The sequence below is a fragment of the Neisseria cinerea genome, from assembly GCF_900475315.1.
GTDB classification, from domain to species: Bacteria; Pseudomonadota; Gammaproteobacteria; order Burkholderiales; family Neisseriaceae; genus Neisseria; species Neisseria cinerea.
In genome coordinates, this window is record NZ_LS483369.1 from 249,487 (window position 1) to 271,796 (window position 22,310).

Below are 22,310 nucleotides of genomic sequence, written 5' to 3' on the forward strand. Positions count from 1 at the left end.
GGGGTTCCTTAATCTGCGGCGAAGGGCTTGGGTTTCAGACGGCATAAGGTCAGGCTTCTGCCGGAGGCTGTATGTCGCCATCCTGTTCTGAGTGTGGCGTGAAAAAGCGTCCGAACCAAATACCTGCTTCGTATAAGAGAATCAGCGGAATGGCAAGCAGGGTTTGTGAAATAACGTCGGGCGGTGTGATGACTGCGGCAATGACAAAAGCACCGACAATGACATAGGGGCGGGCATGTTTGAGCTGTCCGGTTGTTACCACGCCGATTTTGGTTAACAGGATAACGACGATGGGAACTTCAAAGGTTGTGCCGAACGCAACGAACATGCCTAAGATAAAAGACAGGTATTTGTCGATGTCTGTCGCCATATTGACGCCGACAGGGGTAATGCCGGCAAGGAATTTGAAAATGACGGGAAAAACCAGAAAATAGGCAAACGCCATGCCGATGAAAAACAGGCTGACGCTTGAGAGGACAAGCGGGGTAATCAGGCGTTTTTCGTTTTGATAGAGTGCGGGGGCGACAAATGCCCAGATTTGGTAGAGCGTATGCGGCAGCGAAATTAAAAATGCCGCCATCAGGGTAACTTTGACCGGCACAAAAAATGGTGCGATGACGTCGGTGGCAATCATGCTGGTGTCTTTTGGCAGGTTTGCCATCAGCGGGTCGGCGATAAAAGTATAGAGTTGTTGGGCAAACGGCATTAGGCCGAAAAAGCAGACTAAGATGCCGACAACCGTCCACATCAGGCGGCGGCGCAGCTCGATGAGGTGTTCGACAAGTGGTTGGACGGGTTGTTCGTTTTGTGTTTCGGACACCGGATTGCCCTCTTTATGATTTACGGACGCGCAATTTAGGTTTGGCGCGGGATTTAGGACGCAAATCGCGTTTGCGGCTTATGGCCTGTTTACGTAGCGAAGTGGTATGCGGAACAGGGGTTTCAACAGCAGCGGTATCGATATAGCTGACTTCCACGGTTTGTGCGGCAGGCGAAGAAGGTGCGGTCAGGTATTCGCGCCATGCGCGGTCTTTATCGGTTTCCGAAGGCTCGGCTGTGCCGCCGGTTTGCCCGTCATTCCCAAGGGTTTCGGCGGAAGTATCGGAACGTTCAGACGGCATAACGTCGGCAATACCGTCTGATACGGTGTTTGCCGTATCGGGAAGGGGGTTGCCGCCTTCATCAACGCCGAAATCGGCAGGTGTCCGCTGTTCGGGTAGTTTGTCCCATGGTTTTAGCCCGTCGGAAATGTCGTGCAGATTACCCTCCATATCCGTACCGGTTTCTTTGAGGCTGTCTCGAACCTGAGCGGCGGCGGCTTCGAATTCCTGCTTTGCCTTCCTCAGTTCTTCCAGTTCGATTTGAGTGTCAAATTCCTGTTTGACGCTTCCGACAAAGCGTTGCAGCCTGCCGATGAGCCTTCCGGCAGTGCGGGCGGCTTCGGGCAGGCGTTCTGGACCAAGGACAATCAGGGCGATAACGCCGACCAAAATCAGCTCGCCCAAACCGAAATCAAACATACGTTATGCTTTGTCTTCGTCTTTTTTATGTTCGATTACGTCGTCTTTTCCGGCATCTTTGCCATCGGTGCCTTCGTTCAGTCCCTGTTTGAAGTCATGAACCGCGCCGCCGAGGTCTTTGCCGACGTTGCGCAGTTTTTTGGTGCCAAATATCAAAACGACGATGATTAATACGATAATCCAGTGCGTCAGAGAAAAACTGCCCATGATGTATCCTTAAGTAAGTATTAGGGGTTGATTGTGAAATAACGGTTTATACCGGTGTACCCATGATGTGTATATGCAGGTGGAAGACTTCTTGCCCGCCACCTTTGCCGGTATTGATTAGGGTTTTAAAGCCGTCGGTCAGTCCCGAAGCTTTAGCGATTTCGGGAACTTTCAACATCATTTTGCCCAATAGCTGCTGATGTTCGGGCGCGGCGTGCGCCAGCGAGTCGAAATGGACTTTCGGAATGAGCAGCAGGTGAACCGGCGCGGCAGGGCGGATGTCTTTGAAACAAATCATATCCCCGTCTTCGTAGACGGTTTGCGCTGGAATGTCTTTGGCGGCAATTTTACAGAAAATACAGTTGTCCATAACGGCTCCGTTGCCGTCTGAAGAAGCAGTCAGACGGATTAAACGTGGAAGAGATGGGATTGTAATATAAATTTAAGATTCTGTGCGAACGGCTTTATTGCCAGACAGGAAAGGATTTGTCCGCCGCCGTATCAAATATCGATCGGGTTCCATTCTTTATCTTTTACCGGCGGCAGCCATGATTGCGTACCGCTGGAGGCAAATTCCCATAAGGTGTCAGGGAAGCCGTAACGGTCGGCACGCGTCGGGTAGAGTTGCGTTTCGATTTCATCTTCGTGGCCTTCACGGATTTGTGTGGCGATGTGCGGATTAATCATCACGGTTTTGCCCAATGCGATAAATTCTGCCCAGCCGGTTTCATAGGCGGCCAAAATTTGATCGGCGGTAAACAGGTTGCCCACGCCGATAAGCGGCAGTTTGCCGTTGATGCGTTCGTGGATGAACTGCATACGGGTTTGGGTGGTATCGCCGCCGCGACGGATTTTTTTATCAAATTCCCACAAGGAAACGTGCAGATATTGCAGCGGTTTTTGTACCAATGCGTCAATCAGTGCGCCGGTTTCGGTCATGGTTAAGCCGTCATCGCCCGGCTCTTCAGGGGAGAAGCGGTAACCGATGATGAAGTCGTTGCGCCGGTGTTTTTCACGGACGGCAACCACGGCATCGATAACGGCCAGCGGGAAGCGCATTCTGTTTTCCAAGCTACCGCCCCATTGGTCGTTGCGGCGGTTGCTTTGGGCGGAGTAAAACTGTTGGATTAAATAGCCGTTCGCGCCGTGGATTTCCACGCCGTCAAAACCGGCACGAAGCGCCAAATCGGCGGCTTGTGCATAAGAGGCGATGAGTGCCTCGATTTCTTCTGCGGTCGCTTCGCGTGCGTGTTCGGCTTCGCTGGAGGAAGCGCTGATTTTGTCGAGACCGTCCAAAAGGTCATCAATGGCTTTGGAACCGCCGTGATGGATTTGCAAAATCGCTTTTGCGCCTTGTTGTTGCAGGATTTGTGCGATTTCTTTCAGGCTGTCGAGGCAGTGTTCGCCTGTGGCTTCAGGTTGGCCGTGAAAGGCTTTACCGTCTTTTTGGACCAAAGTGGCGGCAGTGATGAACAGGCCCATATCGACTGCGCGGTTGTTGAGGAAGGTACGCTCTTGGTCGCTGATTAAACCGTCGGCTTGTGAGCCGAAATGGGTCATGGGGGCGACGACAAGGCGGTTTTTGATGGTTACGCCGTTATTAAGGGTGTATGTTTGGAAGAGTGGGGCGTATTTTGGATTCATGGAGTTTTACTCTTGATAAGTGAATGGTTGGCAGAGGATTGGGCCATTTGGGAATTTATCAAGTAAACAAGCCGTCTGCAAAGTTTCAGACGGCCTGTTTATTCTCTTTAAGCCTTAGGATTAAAGGTTAGGATTGACAACGATTTTTACTGCGGATTCGTTGTTGTGGATTAAGCGCTCGAAGCCTTCGGAAATCAATTCGTCCAGTTTGATGCGTTGGGTGATGAAAGGCTCAAGGTTGATTTTGCCTTCTTCAACCAATTTGATGGTTTCGGCGTGGTCGTTGCAGTAGGCGATGGTGCCGCGCACGTCCAGCTCTTTCATCACAACGCTGTGGACGTTGATGGTAGCAGGGTGGCTCCAAATGGATACGATGACCAAATTGGCGGCAGGTTTACATGCTTCTACCAAGGTATCCATTACTTTGTTGACGCTGGTGCATTCGAATGCAACGTCTACGCCTTCGCCGTTGGTCAGTTTTTTCACTTCTTCGACGACATCGACTTCGGACGGGTCGAGGATGTAGTCGGCAACACCGGATTCGCGGGCTTTGTCTTTGCGTGCTTTGCTCAATTCGGTGATGATGACTTTGATGCCTTTGGCTTTCAATACGGCAGCCAACAGCAAACCGATTGGGCCTGCGCCGCCAACCAATGCGACATCGCCTGCTTTCGCGCCGCTGCGTACATAAGCATGGTGGCCGACAGACAGAGGTTCAATCAAAGCAGCTTGATCCAATGGGATTTTGTCGGAAATCGGATGCACCCAACGGCGTTTGACGGCGATTTTTTCAGACAAGCCGCCACCGCAACCGCCTAAGCCGATGAAGTTCATGTCTTTAGAGAGGTGGTAGTTGCTGCCCGGGCCGGTCGGTACGTCATCGTGTACGATGTAAGGTTCGACCACAACGTGTTGGCCGACTTTGATGTCGTCCACGCCTTCGCCTACAGCATAAACCACGCCGGAGAACTCGTGACCCATGGTTACAGGGGCTGATTCGCCGGAGATTGGGTGCGGATGGCCGCAAGGCGGAATGAAAATCGGGCCTTCCATGAATTCGTGCAGGTCGGTACCGCAGATACCGCACCAAGCAACATTGATGCCGACAGTACCCGGAGCTACGGTTGGCTCGGGAATGTCTTCGATGCGGATGTCGCCTTTGTTGTAAAAACGTGCTGCTTTCATTGTAACGCTCCTTGTTTTAAGAGGTATGCCGTCTGAATCTCTGGCAGGCGGCGGTTGAAAGGGGAATATCGCAACCGTTTTGGGTTAAACTTATTTAGATGTTATTTTACTGCAAGAAATCTTTTTAAGTGCGCGAATCGCTTTCTTTTTGAGTGAGGTCAAGCAATGCTGCCGTCTGAAAACCGAATGGTTTTAGTTATATCATAACGGTTATCTCGGACAGATGGTCGGGTTGGTATGCTTATAGTGATTTGGGTTTGGTAAACCGTTTGTTTCTGTTGCGGTATAAGTTTTTCTGATAGGCGGTTACGGTATCGGATTTTCCCAATCCTGCCAGTACGCGTATATGTTCGACAGCAGATTTTGATAGGGATTCAAGGGTATAACCACCTTCCAATACGGATACGATTTTACCCGGACAGCTCGATGCCGTCTGAATGATTTTGTATGTCAGCCAGGCAAAATCTGCCTCGTGCAGGTTGAGCCTGCCGGATTCGTCCGAACGATGCGCATCGAATCCTGCAGATAACAGTACCAGTTCGGGTTTGAATGCGGCAAGTCGCGGTAACCACTGTCTGCGGACTGCTTTGCGGAATGCACGGCTGCCCGTCCCCGGTGGGAAGGGCAGGTGCACCATGTTCTCTCCGTCGGGCATATTGTTGTTTTCGGGGAAGGGGAAAAGGTCGGTTTCGAACAGGTTAAAAAACAGGATGCGCGAATCGTTTTTGAGTATTTCTGCCGTGCCGTCGCCGTAATGGACATCAAAATCGATGACGGCAATGCGGTTCAGCCGGTATTCGGCAAGGGCGTACATTGTGCCGACGGCAGCGTTGTTTAACAGGCAGAATCCTCCTGCGTTGCCGCTTCCTGCATGATGTCCGGGAGGGCGGGCTGCACAGAAGGCATGCCATGCTTGGCGGTTCATGACCATATCGATTGCCTGAACGACCGAACCTACGGAAAAACGGGCGGCAGACAGGGAGTTTTTACTGATAACGGTATCGTCGTCCAGACGGAAAATCTTGTCATTTTCGGGCCGGCAGGATTCCAATCGGTTCAGGTATTTGCTTGTATGGGCAAGTGCGAGGCGCATGTCGCTGATTTCTTCCGCCTCTACGGTTTGGAGGTGTTGCCAAACACCGGAGCGGCGTAAGGCTTGTTCGATGCTGCTGATCCGTTCAGGGGAGTCGGGATGGTTTGCGCCGGGTTCGTGCCCGGCACAGGCGGGATGCGAAATCCATGCGGTGCGGGCGTTTTTGCCCAAAAAAAGGCGCAATAGTGCATAGAATTTCAAGATTAGGCGGGTCAAGAACATGGGTTTGTGGACGGGCAGGCTGCGGCATACGGTCGGTACGGACGGCAAACCCGATATATTGTTTACGGTCTTATGTTATTATATACCCCTCTCGATTTTCAACCATATTAGAAAGAACGGATAAATTATGAATCAAGCTGTTGCACAATTTGCTCCTTTAGTGTTGATTATGGTGGTGTTCTACTTCTTGATTATGCGTCCGCAGCAAAAGAAATTCAAAGCACACCAAGCGATGCTGGCTGCTTTGAAGGTCGGCGACAAAGTTGTTTTGGCTGCCGGTTTTAAAGGACGTGTAACCAAAGTAGGCGAGCAATTCTATACTGTTGATATCGGCCAAGGTGCGAAAATTGAAGTGGAAGTTGAGCGCAACGCGATTGCCGCAAAAGCCGAATAATCCCGTTTTTTTAGGAAAGCCGCCTCATTTTCCGAGTGCGGCTGTTTGCCTTTATAAATAAAGCAAAGGTTTATCATGAACCGTTATCCTTTATGGAAATACCTGCTGATTGCGTTCACGATTGTGGTTGCGGCTGTTTATTCGCTGCCCAACCTTTTTGGTGAAACGCCTGCGGTACAGGTATCGACCAACCGACAAGCTATTGTTATCAATGATCAAACTCAGTCTAAAGTAGATGCCGCACTGAAGCAGGCAGGTATTCAGACTGATGGGATGTTTGTCGTCGACAATTCGTTGAAAGTGCGTTTCAAAGACACTGAAACGCAATTGAAAGCACGCGACATCATCGAAAATACTTTGGGCGAAGGTTATATTACCGCACTCAACCTTTTGGCAGACAGTCCTGAGTGGATGGCGAAAATCAAAGCCAATCCGATGTTCTTGGGTCTGGACTTGCGCGGCGGCGTGCATTTCACCATGCAGGTGGACATGAAAGCCGCCATGCAGAAAACGTTCGAACGTTATTCCGGCGATATCCGCCGCGAATTGCGCCGCGAAAAAATCCGCAGCGGTACGGTACGCCAGACTGAAAACAGTCTGACCGTTCCTTTGCAGGATGCAGGTGATGTGCAAAAGGCACTGCCTCAGTTACGCAAGCTGTTTCCTGAGGCAACGTTAAATTCAGAAGGCAGCAATATTGTACTGACGCTTTCGGAAGAGGCGGTGAATAAAGTACGCTCAGATGCGGTGAAGCAAAACATCACTACACTGCATAACCGCGTAAACGAATTGGGTGTGGCAGAGCCGATTATCCAACAGTCAGGTTTGGACCGCATTGTCGTACAGCTCCCAGGCGTGCAGGATACTGCCAAGGCGAAAGACATTATCGGCCGTACTGCGACTTTGGAAGTGCGCATGGTGGAGGATGATCCTGTTAAGTTGCGCGAGGCTTCGGAAGGTAATGTTCCCGCAGGTTATGAGCTGCTTTCAAGCGGAGGGGATCATCCGGAGACCCTGTTGATCAGCAAGCAGGTTGAACTGACCGGCGACAACATCAACGATGCGCAACCTAGTTTTGACCAAATGGGTGCGCCTGCTGTCAGCCTGAGTTTGGACAGCGCAGGCGGCAGTATCTTTGGCGAACTGACTGCTGCGAATGTGGGTAAACGTATGGCGATGGTGTTGATCGACCAAGGTAAATCCGAAGTCGTGACCGCGCCTGTCATCCGCGCCGCCATTACCGGTGGCCGTGTAGAAATTTCCGGCAGCATGACAACTGCCGAAGCCAACGATACTTCATTGTTGCTGCGTGCCGGCTCGCTGGCTGCGCCGATGCAAATTGTCGAAGAACGCACCATCGGCCCGTCTTTAGGCAAAGAAAACATTGAAAAAGGTTTCCATTCTACCTTGTGGGGCTTTGCCGCCGTTGCCGCATTTATGGTGGTTTACTACCGCTTGATGGGTTTTTTCTCCACCATCGCTTTGAGTACCAATATCTTGTTCTTAGTGGGTATTTTGTCTGCCATGCAGGCAACGTTAACCCTGCCGGGTATTGCTGCGTTGGCATTAACATTGGGTATGGCGATTGACTCCAACGTATTGATTAACGAGCGTATCCGAGAGGAACTGCGTGCGGGTGTCGTACCGCAGCAAGCCATCAATCTCGGTTTCCAACACGCATGGGCGACCATTGTCGACTCCAACTTAACCTCTCTGATTGCCGGTATTGCTTTGTTGGTATTCGGTTCCGGTCCAGTACGCGGTTTTGCGGTTGTGCACTGTATCGGTATTCTGACTTCGATGTATTCATCCGTGGTCGTGTTCCGTGCTTTGGTCAATCTGTGGTACGGCCGCCGTCGCAAATTGCAAAATATTTCCATCGGTTCGGTATGGAAGCCGAAAGCCGAAATGGCAGAAGGCAAGGAGTAAAACATGGAATTATTTAAAATCAAACGCGATATTCCGTTTATGAGTTATGGCAAACTGACGACTTTTATTTCGTTGGTTACGTTTATCGCTGCCGTGTTCTTTTTGGTGACCAAAGGCCTGAATTTCTCCGTCGAATTTACCGGCGGTACGGTGATGGAAGTTCAATATCAGCAGGGCGTTGATGTAAATAAAACGCGCGAACGCCTCGATACGCTGAAAATGGGTGATGTACAGGTTCAGGCATTGGGTACGAATAAACACATCATGATTCGCCTGCCGAATAAAGAAGGCGTAACGTCTGCCCAGCTGTCCAACCAAGTGATGGATTTGCTGAAAAAAGACAATCCTGACGTTACCTTACGCCAAGTCGAATTCATCGGCCCTCAGGTTGGTGAAGAACTGGTTACCAATGGTTTGATGGCCTTGGGCTTCGTGGTGGCAGGTATTATTATTTACTTGTCCATGCGTTTTGAGTGGCGTTTTGCAGTATCCGCGATTATTGCGAATATGCACGATATCGTGATTATTCTCGGCTGTTTCGCCTTCTTCCAATGGGAATTCTCATTGACTGTCTTGGCAGGTATCTTGGCAGTTTTGGGTTATTCCGTGAACGAATCTGTGGTTGTGTTTGACCGTATTCGTGAAAACTTCCGCAAGTCGCATATGCGCGGCCACACTGTGCCGGAAGTCATCGACAACGCGATTACTGCAACCATGAGTCGTACCATCATTACCCACGGTTCGACCGAGGCAATGGTTGTTTCTATGCTGGTGTTCGGCGGTGCAGCCTTGCACGGTTTCTCTATGGCGCTGACCATCGGTATCGTGTTCGGTATTTACTCTTCCGTATTGGTTGCCAGCCCGCTCTTGCTGATGTTTGGCTTGAGTCGTGAAAATATTGGTAAAGAACCGAAGAAGAAAGAAGAAATCGTGGTCTGAAGCGCATATGCCGTCTGAACATTGCCGTCTCAAGCAGACAATGCTTCAGACGGCATTTTTAACGGTTGTTTTCACGGTCTTAAAATATTGTGCAGAAATGCGGGAACTGTGTCATAATGCCGCGTTGCCCTATCTTGGGCATAGGGAGTTTGCCGTTGTCTTCAGGCTTGGCAAACTTGTCTGAATCCCTATGAGGATTCTTATATTTTTGGAGTTTTCATTATGGCATTGACCGTAGAACAAAAAGCGCAAATCGTTAAAGATTTCCAACGTAAAGAAGGCGATACCGGTTCTTCCGAAGTACAAGTTGCCTTGCTGACTTTCCGTATCAATGATTTGACCCCGCATTTTAAAGCTAACCCTAAAGACCATCACAGCCGTCGTGGTCTGCTGAAAATGGTTAGCCAACGTCGCCGTTTGTTGGCATATTTGCGCCGTACCCAACCCGATACTTATCGTGCGTTGATTACCCGCTTGGGTCTGCGTAAATAATTGCGCTTTTCGACACCGCCCGGAAACGGGCGGTGTTTTCTTTTTCTATAGTCTGTTGATAATCCCGGGCTATATTTATTACCCTAAAACCTTATAAACTAATATAATACAGGGTTCTTTAGAACTCCTTTTTATTTCACGCTGCCCGTGCGCTTTACAAGAGTTTCAGACGGCATCAAACGTTTTAACTCCCGCCAGCAATCAAACAGCTTTTTATCACCCTTTCGAAAATCCGTTTTGCCGGTACTCGTTTTTTTATTGGAGTATTGCCATTATGACCGCAACCACTGCGTCCTCAGCCAAACCTTATCTCAAAATCCAAGGCTTGGTAAAAAAGTTTGGTGACAATTACGCTGTCGATAACATCGACTTGGATATTTATCAACATGAAATCTTTGCCCTTTTGGGCAGCTCCGGCAGCGGTAAATCTACGCTGCTGCGTATGCTGGCGGGTATGGAAAGCCCCAATCAGGGCAAAATCATCCTTGACGGTCAGGATATTACCAAGCTTGCACCCTACGAACGTCCCATCAATATGATGTTTCAAAGCTATGCCCTGTTCCCGCACATGACCGTGGAGCAGAACATTGCCTTCGGATTGAAGCAGGACAAAATGCCTAAGGACGAAATCGCCGCGCGCGTGGAAGAAATGCTGCGTTTGGTTCAGATGACCAAGTATGCTAAGCGCAAGCCTCATCAATTGTCTGGTGGTCAGCAGCAGCGCATCGCTTTGGCGCGCAGTCTGGCAAAACGTCCGAAAATTCTGCTGCTGGACGAGCCCCTCGGCGCGTTGGACAAAAAATTGCGCCAGCAAACCCAGCTCGAATTGGTCAACACGCTGGAGCAAGTCGGCGTAACCTGCATCATGGTCACGCATGACCAAGAAGAAGCCATGACGATGGCAACCCGTATTGCCATTATGTCTGACGGTCAGTTGCAGCAGGTCGGTACACCCAGCGATGTGTATGACTATCCCAATAGCCGCTTTACTGCCGAGTTTATCGGCGAAACCAATATTTTTGACGGTGTCGTGATTGAAGATCATGCGGATTATGCCGTCATCGAATGCGAAGGTTTAGAAAACCACGTCCGTATCGATCATGGTTTGGGCGGCCCGAGCGAGCAGGACCTTTGGGTTAGCATCCGACCAGAGGATATTGATTTATATAAAGAAAAACCTGATCATTTGGGCAACTACAACTGGGCGAAAGGCACGGTAAAAGAAATTGCCTATTTGGGCAGCTTCGCCATATACCATATCAAACTCGCCAACGGCCGCGTCGTCAAAAGCCAAGTTCCTGCACCTTACTGGTATGTGCGCAACATTACACCGCCAACTTGGGACGAAACCGTGTATATCAGCTGGCCGGAAAACCAACCGACTCCGTTGTTCCGTTGATTTAAGGGGAGTGAGATGAACCTTAAAAAACTGAAAAACAAACTGTTCCGCCGCCCGGGGCAGCGCGCGGTCATAGCCGTGCCGTATATTTGGCTTTTGGTGCTGTTTCTGATTCCGTTCGCCATCGTGCTGAAAATCAGCTTTGCCGAACAAGAAATCGCCATTCCGCCGTTTACGCCGTTGACCAGCATTGATGAAGATTTAGGTCGTCTGAATATCGCCATCAGTTATCAAAACTATGCCGATATTTTCCAAAATTTCTGGAATACCCTGAATCCCTTCGGCGACAGCGAAAACAGCAATATTTATCTGATGACCTATTGGTCTTCAATAAAAACTGCACTGACTACGACGGTAATTTGTCTGTTGGTCGGTTATCCGACAGCATATGCGATTTCCCGTGCCAATCCTTCTGTCCGTAATGGTTTGCTGCTTGCCATCATGTTACCTTTCTGGACATCGTTCCTGCTGCGTGTCTATGCGTGGATGGGTTTGCTCGGGCATAACGGCATCATAAACAACTTATTGATTAAGATGGGTATTATCAGTGAGCCATTAGATTTGTTCTACAATGCGTTCTCATTGAACTTGGTGATGGTTTATGCCTATCTGCCGTTTATGATTCTGCCGCTTTACACGCAGCTGGTGAAACTGGACAGCCGCCTGCTCGAAGCAGCTTCCGATTTGGGTGCGGGACCGGTCAAGTCGTTCTTGACGATTACACTGCCTCTGTCTAAAACCGGCATTATTGCAGGATCCATGCTGGTTTTCGTTCCGGCAGTCGGTGAATTTGTGATTCCCGAGCTGGTCGGAGGTTCGGAAAACTTGATGATTGGTAAAGTCTTGTGGCAGGCATTCTTTGATCAAAACAACTGGCCGTTGGCTTCCGCCGTCGCCGTCGTGATGGTCGCACTGCTGGTCGTACCGATTGCGCTGTTCCAGCATTATGAAAACCGCGAATTGGAAGAAGGAGCCAAATAATGCAAAAATCCCAATTATCTTGGTTCCTGAAACTGATGCTGATGTTGTCGCTGGCGTTTCTGTATATCCCGCTGGTCGTTTTGGTTGTCTATTCGTTTAACGAATCCAAGCTCGTTACCGTTTGGGGCGGCTTTTCGACCAAGTGGTACGGCGCATTGCTGGAAAACGACACCATCTTGGAAGCTGCTTGGTTATCGCTGCGTATTGCCGTTGTGTCTTCGCTTGCCGCCGTCGTTTTGGGTACGTTGGCGGGCTATGCGATGGCGCGTATCAAACGTTTCCGCGGCAGTACCTTGTTCGCCGGTATGATTTCCGCACCTATGGTTATGCCTGACGTGATTACCGGTTTGTCCATGCTGCTCCTGATTATTCAGGTGCAGATGTTCCTGCAAGGTAGCGAATTGCTGCAATCGCTTTATTTTGATCGAGGCTTTTTCACTATTTTCTTAGGACATACCACGCTTTGCATGGCATACATTACCGTTGTTATCCGTTCGCGCCTGGTTGAGCTTGACCAATCGCTCGAAGAAGCTGCAATGGATTTGGGTGCGCGTCCGCTGAAAATCTTTTTTGTCATCACTTTGCCTTTGATTGCCCCTGCCATCGCTTCAGGCTTCCTGCTCGGCATTACCCTGTCTTTGGATGACTTGGTGATTACCTCTTTCCTGTCCGGCCCCGGTTCTTCTACATTGCCGCAGGTGATTTTCTCCAAAATCAAGCTGGGTCTTGATCCTCAGATGAATGTCTTGGCAACCATCCTGATCGGCATCATCGGAACATTGGTCATCATCGTCAATTATTGGATGATGAGGCAGGCAACCAAGCGCGACCGTGAGGCAGCGGAAGCCTACCGCCAAGAAAAATTGGCTGCCGAGAAAGCAAATTAACTAACAAGGCAGGCTGACCGCATGACTGGGTCAGCCTGTTTTCTTAAATCGATTTTTTGTTTGGACGATATGGTTCGACAGCCTGTATCATGCCGTCTGAAAATATACCTGATAAAGTAAACATCATGATTCGTCCTGATTTTCAAGAATATCTGCCTTCTTATTATTTTAGTTCGGTTAATCCTCATACTGTTTATCCGAAACTTCAATGCCGTCTGAAAACCGATACCTGTATCATCGGTGGCGGTTTGAGTGGTTTATGCACTGCACTGCCCTTGGCGGAGCAGGGACATGAAACGGTTGTGTTGGAAGCCGCGCGTATCGGTTTCGGCGCATCGGGACGGAGTGGCGGGCAGGTTATCAGCGATTATGCCTGCGGTATGGAGGAAATTGAAAAACAGGTTGGTTTGGAGCGGGCACAATGGTTTTGGCAGCAGTCTTTACAGGCGGTTGAGCTTGTGGACGAGCGCGTACGCAAATATGCGATTGACTGTGATTGGCAACACGGTTATGCCACGGTTGCCATTCGTCCGCAACATTGGGAAGAATTGCAACAATGGCATGAGCACGCCCAAAAATATTACGGTGCAACTCATTATCAACTTTGGGATAACACTGAACTGAAGCAGCAACTCGACAGCGATATGTACCAAGGCGCACAGTTTGATCCCTTGTCCGGGCATCTTCATCCGCTCAATTACACGTTGGGTGTTGCCGCTGCCGCTGCCGAAGCCGGTACGCAGATTTTTGAGCATTCTCCCATGATACGCATCGAACCTTATCAAAACGGTTGGTTGGTTTACACTCCGGAAGGCAGTGTCGAATGTAAAAATGTGGTATATGCCGTCAATACTTATGCCGGTTTGAATCCGATATTCAAGCCTTTGGAGCGTAAGGCGATTGCCGTCAGCACCTTTATTATTGCCACCGAACCTTTGGGTGAGCGTGGGCAGGGGCTTATCCGAAACAATATGGCTGTGTGCGACAACCGCCATATTTTGGATTATTACCGCCTCAGTGCGGACGGCAGATTGCTTTTCGGCGGTAAAGACCATGAATTTATTGACGATCCTGCGCGTATGACCCAGCTTGTCCGCCAAGACATGCTGAAAGTTTTTCCGCAGCTTGCCGATGTTAGAATCGAATATTCATGGGGAGGGGAGTGTGATATTACTGCCAACCTTGTTCCACATTTCGGACGTTTGGCCGCAAATGTTTTTTATGCACAAGGTTATTCCGGGCATGGTATGGCAATAACGGGTATTGCAGGTTTGGCGGTTGCAGAAGCAATTTTAGGGGACGAATGCCGTCTGAAGCCGTTTGAGCAGTTGCGCCAGCCGAATATCATCCTGCAACCTTTTCTGAGAAAGCTCGGTTCATTTCTCGGTTCTCAATACTATCAGTGGAAAGACAGCCGTTAAGTGTCGTAGGCAGTATGTTTATCCGTCGGCGGTTAATGTGAAAAATGCCGTCTGAAACCCGATTTTTAGGTTTCAGACGGCATTTCGCCTAATATCAATGATGTGTTTATTTTCCGCGCATCAGTTCAAAGAAATCATCATTATTTTTAGATGCTTTGATTTTCCCGTTTAAGAACTCGGTGGCTTCGATTTCATCCATCGGGTGCAGGAATTTGCGCAGTAACCACATACGTTGCAGCTGGTCGTTTGGAACAAGCAGTTCTTCGCGGCGCGTGCCGGATTTGTTGATGTTGATGGCAGGGAAGAGGCGTTTTTCCGCCATGCGGCGGTCGAGGTGCAATTCCATATTGCCGGTACCTTTGAATTCTTCGTAAATCACATCGTCCATACGGCTGCCGGTTTCAACCAATGCTGTGGCGATAATGGTCAGTGAACCGCCCTCTTCAACATTGCGTGCTGCGCCGAAGAAACGTTTGGGACGGTGCAGTGCGTTGGCATCGACACCGCCGGTCAGGATTTTGCCAGAGGTAGGTACGACGGTGTTGTAGGCACGGGCAAGGCGGGTAATCGAATCAAGCAGGATGACCACATCTTTTTTGTGTTCTACCATACGCTTGGCTTTTTCAAGCACCATTTCGGCAACTTGGACGTGGCGTTGAGCCGGCTCGTCAAAGGTGGAGGAGAATACTTCGCCACGGACGGAGCGGCTCATTTCGGTAACTTCTTCGGGACGCTCGTCAATCAAGAGGACGATGAGCTCGACTTCAGGATAGTTTGCGGTAATGGCATGGGCAATATTTTGCAGCATCACGGTTTTACCGCTTTTGGGCGGGGCAACCAAGAGGGCGCGTTGACCTTTGCCGATGGGGGAAATCAGGTCAATGGCACGTCCGGTAAGGTTTTCTTCGGACTTTAAGTCGCGTTCCAGTTTTAACTGTTTAGTCGGAAACAGAGGAGTCAGGTTTTCAAACAGGATTTTATGGCGGCATACTTCCGGGTGGTCGCCGTTGATGGAATCCAGTCTGACCAGGGCGAAATAGCGTTCGTTGTCTTTGGGGACGCGCACACTGCCTTCGATGGTGTCGCCCGTATGCAGGTTGAAGCGTCGGATTTGGGTGGGTGAGACATATATGTCATCAGGACCCGCGAGATAGGAGGTATCCGCACTTCGGAGGAAACCGAAACCGTCGGGCAGGATTTCGAGTGTGCCGGAGCAGGTAAAACTCTCACCTTTTTTCATCATTTGACGGACGATGGCAAAAACCAAGTCTTGCTTGCGGAAACGGTTGGCATTTTCGATAGCGTGTTCTTCTGCCAACTCTAAAAGTTTGGAAATGTGCAGGGTTTGTAATTCAGAGACGTGCATAATAATGATATATAGAAGAGGAAAAGACGGGCGGATGCCGTCTGAAAGAAGAAGCTGACCGTTGCCGGTTGCTCGGAGAAAGGGGGAATTGTAGGCAGTCGGCGTGCAGGTGTCAAATATTATCTCAGGCGGGTTAGCCTTTATCGGCAGGATATATCGCTTGAGTAAAGTCGTTTGGAAAAATACCCCCGAGCTTTTCAGGCTTGGGGGTATGGGCATTGATTATTTATTCAATTCATCAGCCAAATACAGCCAGGTTTCGATGACGGTATCCGGATTCAGGGAGACGCTCTCTATGCCTTCTTCTACCAGCCATTTGGCGAAGTCCGGATGGTCTGACGGACCTTGACCGCAAATACCGACGTATTTGTTTTGTTTGCGGCAGGCGGAGATTGCCAAGTGCAACATTACTTTAACGGCAGGGTTGCGTTCGTCAAATGATTCGGACACTAAGCCGCTGTCACGGTCGAGGCCGAGGGTCAGCTGGGTCATGTCGTTAGAGCCGATGGAGAAGCCGTCGAAGTATTGCAGGAATTGTTCTGCCAATACAGCGTTGCTTGGCAACTCGCACATCATGATCAGGCGCAAGCCGTTTTTGCCGCGTTCCAGACCATTTTCTTTCAGGGCTTTAACAACGGCTTCGGCTTCGCCCAAAGTGCGGACGAACGGAATCATGATTTCGACGTTGGTCAGCCCCATTTCGTCACGGACGTGTTTCAAGGCTTTACATTCGAGGGCGAAGCAGTCTTTGAAACTTTCGGCGACATAACGCGCCGCGCCGCGGAAGCCCAGCATCGGGTTTTCTTCGTGCGGTTCGTAGATGCTGCCGCCGACCAAGTTGGCGTACTCGTTGGATTTGAAGTCAGACATACGGACGATGGTTTTACGCGGGTAAACCGATGCAGCCAATGTTGCCACGCCTTCTGCGATTTTATCGACATAGAAGTCGACAGGGGACGCATAGCCGGCGATGCGGCGGGTAATTTCCGCTTTCAATTCGTCGTCTTGTTTATCAAATTCCAACAAGGCTTTGGGGTGGATACCGATTTGGCGGTTGATGATGAATTCCATGCGTGCCAGACCGATGCCTTCGCTCGGCAGATTGGCAAAGCTGAATGCGAGCTCGGGGTTACCGACGTTCATCATTACTTTTACAGGTGCTTTAGGCATGTTGTCCAAAGCAACATCGGTAATTTGTACGTCCAGCAGGCCGGAGTAGATGAAGCCGGTATCGCCTTCGGCACAGGATACGGTCACTTCTTGACCGTTTTTCAGCAATTCGGTTGCATTGCCGCAGCCGACAACGGCAGGAATGCCCAGTTCGCGCGCGATAATCGCCGCGTGGCAGGTGCGTCCGCCGCGGTTGGTAACGATGGCGGAAGCACGTTTCATCACGGGTTCCCAATCCGGATCAGTCATGTCGGTAACCAGTACGTCGCCGGCTTCGACGGAATCCATCTCGGAAGCATCTTTAATCAGACGTACTTTACCCTGTCCGACTTTTTGACCGATGGCACGGCCTTCGCATAATACGGTTTTGTCGCCGTTGATGGCGAAGCGGCGCAGATTGCGGTTGCCCTCTTCTTGGGATTTTACGGTTTCGGGACGGGCTTGCAGGATGTAGAGTTTGCCGTCCAAGCCGTCGCGACCCCATTCGATATCCATCGGGCGGCCGTAGTGTTTTTCGATGGTCAGTGCGTAATGCGCCAACTCGGTGATTTCTTCGTCGGTAATGGAGAAGCGGTTGCGGTCTTCCTCGGGGACATCGACGTTGGTTACGGATTTACCGGCTTCTGCTTTGTCGGTAAAAATCATTTTGATGTGTTTCGAACCCATGGTCTTGCGCAGGATGGCAGGTTTGCCTGCTTTCAGTGTGGGTTTGAATACATAGAATTCGTCGGGATTGACCGCGCCTTGTACGACGTTTTCACCCAGGCCGTAGGATGAAGTGACAAAGACGACTTGATCGTAACCGGATTCGGTATCGAGGGTGAACATCACGCCGGATGCGCCGCTGTCGGAACGCACCATGCGTTGTACGCCGGCGGAAAGGGCGACGATGTCGTGTTCGAAGCCTTTATGTACGCGGTAGGAGATGGCGCGGTCGTTGTACAGGGAGGCGAATACGTGGCGCATGGCTTCTTTAACGTTTTCCAAGCCATTGATATTCAGGAAAGTTTCCTGTTGTCCGGCGAATGATGCGTCCGGCAGGTCTTCGGCAGTTGCGGAAGAACGTACGGCAACGGAAATGTCCGCACCGCCGGCATCAGCAACCATTTTGTTCCAAGCCGTTTCGATTTCTGCGTCCAGCTGTTCGGGGAACGGGGTGTCCAAAATCCATTGGCGGATTTCCTTGCCGACACGTGCCAGTTCGGCAACGTCTTCGACATCCAATTTTGCCAATGCGGCAGAAATGCGTTCGCTCAGACCGTTGTGTGCGAGGAATGCACGGTAGGCATCGGCTGTTGTGGCAAAGCCTCCGGGAACGCGAACGCCTTTTTCAGTCAGTTGACTGATCATTTCGCCCAGCGAGGCATTTTTTCCGCCTACACTTTCAACATCTGTCATACGCAGGTTTTCAAACCAGATTACGTAGTTGTCGGCCATTTGTGTGTCCAATCTAAAATATGTTAAAAAAGAAACAAATCCGCATCCTTATTTTAAGCGATTCGTTCCTATGCTGTCATGTGTTTTATCTGTTTAAATCGTGATGCCGTCTGAAAAGTTGCAGTTTTCGGGGTATGTAATGGTTTGAAATTCTTTACCGGCAAACATGTTTTTCCTTTAGTGTTTTCTTTGTAAAACAGGTGGTTTTGAATAGGTTAATATTTTCTTGGCAGATTTTTGATCGATTTATTGGCATTTTCTCCTGCTAAATTTGTTTTGGGTTGCGGTTTGTTTCAAATTTTTATTTTCCCGTTTTCGTGTAATCCGGGGTAGGGGTGGTATGTGCGCCTTCCTTATGTTTGTTGCTGCTGTTATGATGTGTGTTTCAATCTTTATTTTGAGGATGGAAGATGAGCAGTTTGCGCCACGTGTTTTATATCTCCGACCGTACCGGGCTGACGGCTGAGAATATCGGTGAGGCCTTGTTGAACCAGTTTGGTAATTTGGAGTTCAAGCGCCATACGCACCCGTTTGTCGATACGCCTGAAAAAGCCAGGGCAGTAGTGGAGAAGGTGAATCGGAATATGCAGGAAAACGGACAGCGTCCGATTGCGTTTGTCAGTGTGGTTGATGACGAAATCCGTCGGATTATCAAAGGGGCGGATGCTTTTCAGATTAATTTCTTTGAGACTTTTTTGGGACTGTTGGAGAAGGAACTCAATACCGAAGCCACGGCATCCGGGCAGGGGCATCACAGTATCGGTAATACGAAGCGTTATGATGCGCGTATGGAGGCGGTGAATTTCTCATTGAATCACGACGACGGGGTCAGCGATAAGAACCTTCAGGAAGCGGATGTAATCTTGATGGGTGTATCGCGTTCGGGCAAAACGCCGACCTGCCTGTATTTGGCGTTGCAATACGGCATCCGGGCAGCCAACTATCCGTTGATTCCCGATGATTTGGAATCCAGTGATTTGCCGCGTATGGTTAAACCTTACAAAGACAAGTTGTTCGGCCTCACCATTCAGCCCGAACGCCTGCAGGCCATCCGCCAAGAGCGCCGCCCGAATTCAACTTATGCCAAAATCGATACATGCCGCAGCGAGGTGGCGGACGCGCAGAGTATGTTCAGACGGCATGGGATTCCGTTTGCGAATACGACGGATAAATCGGTGGAAGAGCTTGCCGTGCACATCCTTCAGGCGTGCAAGTTGAAGCGTAGGTTCTGATGTGGTGTCGAGGTTGTACCGGCATGTGGGAAATGCCGTCTGAAAGGTTTTCAGACGGCATTTTCATACCTGTTTTTTGGTAAGGCAGCCGATTAGTTCGATCGGTGTGGCGATGCGGTAGTCGGGTTGCCATGAGTCGGTATCGTCTTCATCTGAGATGTAGCCCCATTCGGCGAGGACGGTTTTCATGCCGGCGTTGCGGCCTGCTTGGATGTCGCGTTCGGCATCACCGACGTAGAGTGTGTGTTGCGGGTTGGCGTGGATTTGTCCGCACGCATACAGCATGGGTTTGACGCTGGGCTTGGGCTCGCCGCAGGTGTCGCCGCTGACGACGACGGCGGGTGGGATGATGAAGCCGAGTTTGGGGATGAGTTTGTCGGTGAAGCGCATGGGTTTGTTGGTGATGATGCCCCATTTGATGCCGCGTCTGTCGAGTTCGGCGATGAGTTCGTTCACGCCATCGAAGAGCTCGGTGTCTTGGGCGTAGCGGCTGTCGTATTCGTCTAGGTATTCGGTGCGCCATCGGGCATAGTCGGGATGGTCGGGGGTGATGCCTGCGCCGAGTTTGATCAGTCCTGCCGCGCCGTGGCTGGCTTGGGTGCGGATTTCGTCCATGCTTTTTTCGGGTAGTCCGTGGCGGGCGAGCAGGGTGTTGAGTGCGCCGCCGAGGTCTAGGGCGGTGTCGGCGAGCGTGCCGTCGAGGTCGAACAATACGGCTTGTATCATGTGTTTTCCTTTTTTATAAAGTGCGGGACGAAGGGTTTCAGACGGCATGTTTATTTTGTTTCAAACCCTGCTCGAAATCTTCCAACATATCCAATTCGAAGCGGCTGAAGCCCGCTTTTTCGCGCGCTTCGATGTTCACATAGCCGCGGAAGATAAACATATCGTAACGGGCAATCAGACTGCGGAACAGGGTGACAGGTTCCAAACCGCGTTCGCGGCAGAGGTGTTGATACCAATGGTTGCCGATGGCGACATGGCCCACTTCGTCACGGTAAATGATGTCCAACACGCCGCAGGTTTCCGAATCGCCGCGCTGCTCCACCTTCGCGCGTATCCCCGGCGTAACGTCCAGCCCGCGCGCTTCCAATACGCGCGGCACCAACGCCATGCGCAACAGCGGGTCGTAGGCGGTTTTATACGCCATGTCCCACAAATGGTTGTGCGCCTCGAAATCGCCGTAATCGAAGCCGAAAGCGCGTAGCCGTTCGCGCATCAGGCGGAAGTGGTACACCTCTTCCTTCGCCACCCGCACCCAGTCGCGCACAAACTGAAACGGCAGCGTGCGGAAACGGTATGCCGCGTCCAAAGCCAGATTGATGGCGTTGAACTCGATATGCGCAATCGCGTGCAGCATCGCCGCATAGCCTTCGGCCGTGTTCATCTTGCGCGGCGTCAGTTGCGACGGCGCGACCAAAACAGGCTTCGGCGGCCGTCCAGCGTGGCGGAAGTCCAGCGGCGCGGCGTTTGCCTTCGCTTCTTCGATATTTTGAACGGCGGCAAACGCTTCATCCGTCAGCCGTCCTTTTTCATCGGGGTCGTCTGAAAGCAGGGCAAGTTCCAGCAAGGCATAAATATCAGGTTTCATTCCAAGTCCGCCGTTTTTCGGAAAACAAATATTATAGCGTTTAAAAAAAACAATATAAGGAATATAATCTTTACAATTTGGCGTTGCGCGTCAAAAACCATTAAATACCACAGTTTGCACAGTCGGCATACATTAAAGAATTGTGAAACCCGATTGTCTTTTTTGTAGGAAAAAATCCCGAATCTTCAAAAAATTAGCCCTTGGAAAACACTGTTTGGAAAATGTAAACCGCCCATAAGCGGCTTGCATTGTTATTTTGTAACATCGATACTGGGCGCCACATCCCTTCCAATAAGGAAAAATAATGATGAAACAACGCAACCTGCTTAAATTCCTCGCTGCTTGCTCCCTGAGCGCAACCATCGGTTTCGCACAGGCAGGCGCAGTGGATGCACTCAAGAAATTCAACAACGACGCCGACGGTATCAGCGGCAGCTTCACCCAAACCGTCCAAAGCAAAAAGAAAACCCAAACCGCACACGGTACTTTCAAAATCCTGCGTCCGGGCCTCTTCAAATGGGAATACACCAAGCCCTACAAACAAACCATTGTAGGCGACGGTCAAACCATTTGGCTCTATGACGTTGATTTGGCACAAGTGACCAAGTCCTCCCAAGACCAAACCATCGGCGACAGCCCTGCCGCCATCCTCTCCAACAGAACCGCCCTTGACAGCAGCTACTCCCTCAAAGAAGACGGCTCGTCCAACGGTATCGACTACGTCTTGGCAACGCCTAAGAAAAACAACGCCGGCTATCAATATATCCGTATCGGCTTCAAAGGCGACAACCTCGCCGCCATGCAGTTGAAAGACAGCTTCGGCAACCAGACCTCCATCAGCTTCGGCAGCCTGAACACCAAACCCAACCTTTCGCGCGGCGCATTCAAATTTACGCCCCCGCAGGGTGTGGATGTATTGAGCAACTGACTTGTTTGTTTGGCATTATGCCGTCTGAACGTATGGCACGTTCAGACGGCATATTTGTTTAAGATGGCGGAGCAGGTGCATTGTTTGAAAATAAACTGCTGCACATATATTTTTTCTGGCATTAAAATTAAGTATTGCACTGCCGCGTCTTTTGCCGTTTAATTCAGTCCAGCTGAATCAAGGGCACAAGGAAGCAAGCCGGCCGCCCCCACAGTTTCCCTTTTGTATGTGGTATCGGACCACTGCAATGTTTTCTTTTTCACAAAAGGACTG

21 protein-coding genes are annotated in these 22,310 nt (G+C 50.3%); 10 read left to right on the forward strand and 11 right to left on the reverse strand.

All coding sequences use genetic code 11. The features are described from left to right. Nucleotides 1–49 precede the first annotated feature (49 nt). The 7 genes from tatC to DQM57_RS01355 all read right to left on the reverse strand — a co-directional run bounded on the left by tatC (nucleotide 50) and on the right by DQM57_RS01355 (nucleotide 5,871). Nucleotides 50–820, reverse strand: a complete 771-nt coding sequence (tatC, locus tag DQM57_RS01325; protein WP_111726414.1) for a twin-arginine translocase subunit TatC — start codon at nucleotides 818–820, stop codon at nucleotides 50–52. 13 nt (nucleotides 821–833) lie between these two features. Continuing rightward, nucleotides 834–1,520: a Sec-independent protein translocase protein TatB gene (gene tatB / locus DQM57_RS01330; protein ID WP_111726415.1), complete on the reverse strand. Its 687-nt coding sequence runs from the start codon at nucleotides 1,518–1,520 to the stop codon at nucleotides 834–836. A gap of 3 nt (nucleotides 1,521–1,523) precedes the next feature. Then, nucleotides 1,524–1,727, reverse strand: coding sequence for a Sec-independent protein translocase subunit TatA (gene tatA / locus DQM57_RS01335; protein WP_003753955.1), 204 nt, complete (start codon nucleotides 1,725–1,727; stop codon nucleotides 1,524–1,526). 46 nt (nucleotides 1,728–1,773) lie between these two features. Continuing rightward, entirely contained in the window at nucleotides 1,774–2,097 is a 324-nt protein-coding gene (locus DQM57_RS01340; RefSeq protein WP_003675743.1) for a histidine triad nucleotide-binding protein, read from the reverse strand. A 131-nt stretch (nucleotides 2,098–2,228) separates the two neighbouring features. Then, nucleotides 2,229–3,371: an NADH-dependent flavin oxidoreductase gene (locus DQM57_RS01345; protein ID WP_111726417.1), complete on the reverse strand. Its 1,143-nt coding sequence runs from the start codon at nucleotides 3,369–3,371 to the stop codon at nucleotides 2,229–2,231. A gap of 120 nt (nucleotides 3,372–3,491) precedes the next feature. Then, nucleotides 3,492–4,556: a 2,3-butanediol dehydrogenase gene (locus DQM57_RS01350; protein ID WP_111726419.1), complete on the reverse strand. Its 1,065-nt coding sequence runs from the start codon at nucleotides 4,554–4,556 to the stop codon at nucleotides 3,492–3,494. A 241-nt stretch (nucleotides 4,557–4,797) separates the two neighbouring features. Next, on the reverse strand, nucleotides 4,798–5,871 hold the full coding sequence (locus DQM57_RS01355) for a histone deacetylase family protein (protein WP_111726421.1): 1,074 nt from the start codon (nucleotides 5,869–5,871) through the stop codon (nucleotides 4,798–4,800). Nucleotides 5,872–5,998: 127 nt separating this feature from the next. On the opposite strand from DQM57_RS01355, the gene yajC reads away from it, so the two are divergent. The 8 genes from yajC (at nucleotide 5,999) to DQM57_RS01400 (ending at nucleotide 14,313) form a co-directional block, all read left to right on the forward strand. Continuing rightward, nucleotides 5,999–6,265: a preprotein translocase subunit YajC gene (gene yajC / locus DQM57_RS01360; protein ID WP_003675720.1), complete on the forward strand. Its 267-nt coding sequence runs from the start codon at nucleotides 5,999–6,001 to the stop codon at nucleotides 6,263–6,265. Nucleotides 6,266–6,340: 75 nt separating this feature from the next. After that, complete coding sequence (gene secD / locus DQM57_RS01365) at nucleotides 6,341–8,194, forward strand: protein translocase subunit SecD (protein ID WP_167395508.1); 1,854 nt, start codon at nucleotides 6,341–6,343, stop codon at nucleotides 8,192–8,194. A 3-nt stretch (nucleotides 8,195–8,197) separates the two neighbouring features. Then, the gene (secF, locus tag DQM57_RS01370; RefSeq protein WP_003675715.1) at nucleotides 8,198–9,133 is read left to right on the forward strand and encodes a protein translocase subunit SecF; all 936 of its coding nucleotides are present in this window, start codon (nucleotides 8,198–8,200) and stop codon (nucleotides 9,131–9,133) included. A 222-nt stretch (nucleotides 9,134–9,355) separates the two neighbouring features. Further along, entirely contained in the window at nucleotides 9,356–9,625 is a 270-nt protein-coding gene (gene rpsO / locus DQM57_RS01375; RefSeq protein ID WP_002217790.1) for a 30S ribosomal protein S15, read from the forward strand. 274 nt (nucleotides 9,626–9,899) lie between these two features. Beyond that, nucleotides 9,900–11,024 (forward strand): ABC transporter ATP-binding protein, encoded by a 1,125-nt coding sequence (locus tag DQM57_RS01380; RefSeq protein ID WP_111726423.1) that lies wholly within the window; start codon nucleotides 9,900–9,902, stop codon nucleotides 11,022–11,024. Between the two features lie 15 nt (nucleotides 11,025–11,039). Further along, on the forward strand, nucleotides 11,040–12,005 hold the full coding sequence (locus DQM57_RS01385; RefSeq protein WP_003675708.1) for an ABC transporter permease subunit: 966 nt from the start codon (nucleotides 11,040–11,042) through the stop codon (nucleotides 12,003–12,005). Beyond that, nucleotides 12,005–12,892, forward strand: a complete 888-nt coding sequence (locus DQM57_RS01390; RefSeq protein ID WP_111726425.1) for an ABC transporter permease subunit — start codon at nucleotides 12,005–12,007, stop codon at nucleotides 12,890–12,892. The genes DQM57_RS01385 and DQM57_RS01390 overlap by 1 nt, the downstream gene beginning before the upstream one ends. A 125-nt stretch (nucleotides 12,893–13,017) precedes the next feature. Further along, on the forward strand, nucleotides 13,018–14,313 hold the full coding sequence (locus DQM57_RS01400) for an NAD(P)/FAD-dependent oxidoreductase (protein ID WP_111726427.1): 1,296 nt from the start codon (nucleotides 13,018–13,020) through the stop codon (nucleotides 14,311–14,313). A 106-nt stretch (nucleotides 14,314–14,419) separates the two neighbouring features. Here DQM57_RS01400 and rho read toward each other — a convergent pair whose 3' ends face one another. Beyond that, complete coding sequence (rho, locus tag DQM57_RS01405; protein ID WP_111726429.1) at nucleotides 14,420–15,679, reverse strand: transcription termination factor Rho; 1,260 nt, start codon at nucleotides 15,677–15,679, stop codon at nucleotides 14,420–14,422. A 222-nt stretch (nucleotides 15,680–15,901) separates the two neighbouring features. Continuing rightward, nucleotides 15,902–18,286: a phosphoenolpyruvate synthase gene (gene ppsA, locus DQM57_RS01410; protein WP_003675702.1), complete on the reverse strand. Its 2,385-nt coding sequence runs from the start codon at nucleotides 18,284–18,286 to the stop codon at nucleotides 15,902–15,904. Between the two features lie 410 nt (nucleotides 18,287–18,696). Here ppsA and ppsR point away from each other — a divergent pair, with 410 nt between their 5' ends. Further along, complete coding sequence (gene ppsR / locus DQM57_RS01415) at nucleotides 18,697–19,518, forward strand: posphoenolpyruvate synthetase regulatory kinase/phosphorylase PpsR (protein WP_107859319.1); 822 nt, start codon at nucleotides 18,697–18,699, stop codon at nucleotides 19,516–19,518. Nucleotides 19,519–19,581: 63 nt separating this feature from the next. On the opposite strand, the gene DQM57_RS01420 is transcribed toward ppsR, so the two are convergent. Then, complete coding sequence (locus DQM57_RS01420; RefSeq protein WP_111726432.1) at nucleotides 19,582–20,244, reverse strand: HAD family hydrolase; 663 nt, start codon at nucleotides 20,242–20,244, stop codon at nucleotides 19,582–19,584. A gap of 37 nt (nucleotides 20,245–20,281) precedes the next feature. Next, nucleotides 20,282–21,109, reverse strand: coding sequence for a ferritin-like domain-containing protein (locus DQM57_RS01425; protein WP_111726434.1), 828 nt, complete (start codon nucleotides 21,107–21,109; stop codon nucleotides 20,282–20,284). 304 nt (nucleotides 21,110–21,413) lie between these two features. On the opposite strand from DQM57_RS01425, the gene lolA reads away from it, so the two are divergent. After that, entirely contained in the window at nucleotides 21,414–22,037 is a 624-nt protein-coding gene (gene lolA / locus DQM57_RS01430; protein ID WP_111726436.1) for an outer membrane lipoprotein periplasmic chaperone LolA, read from the forward strand. Nucleotides 22,038–22,310: the final 273 nt, after the last annotated feature.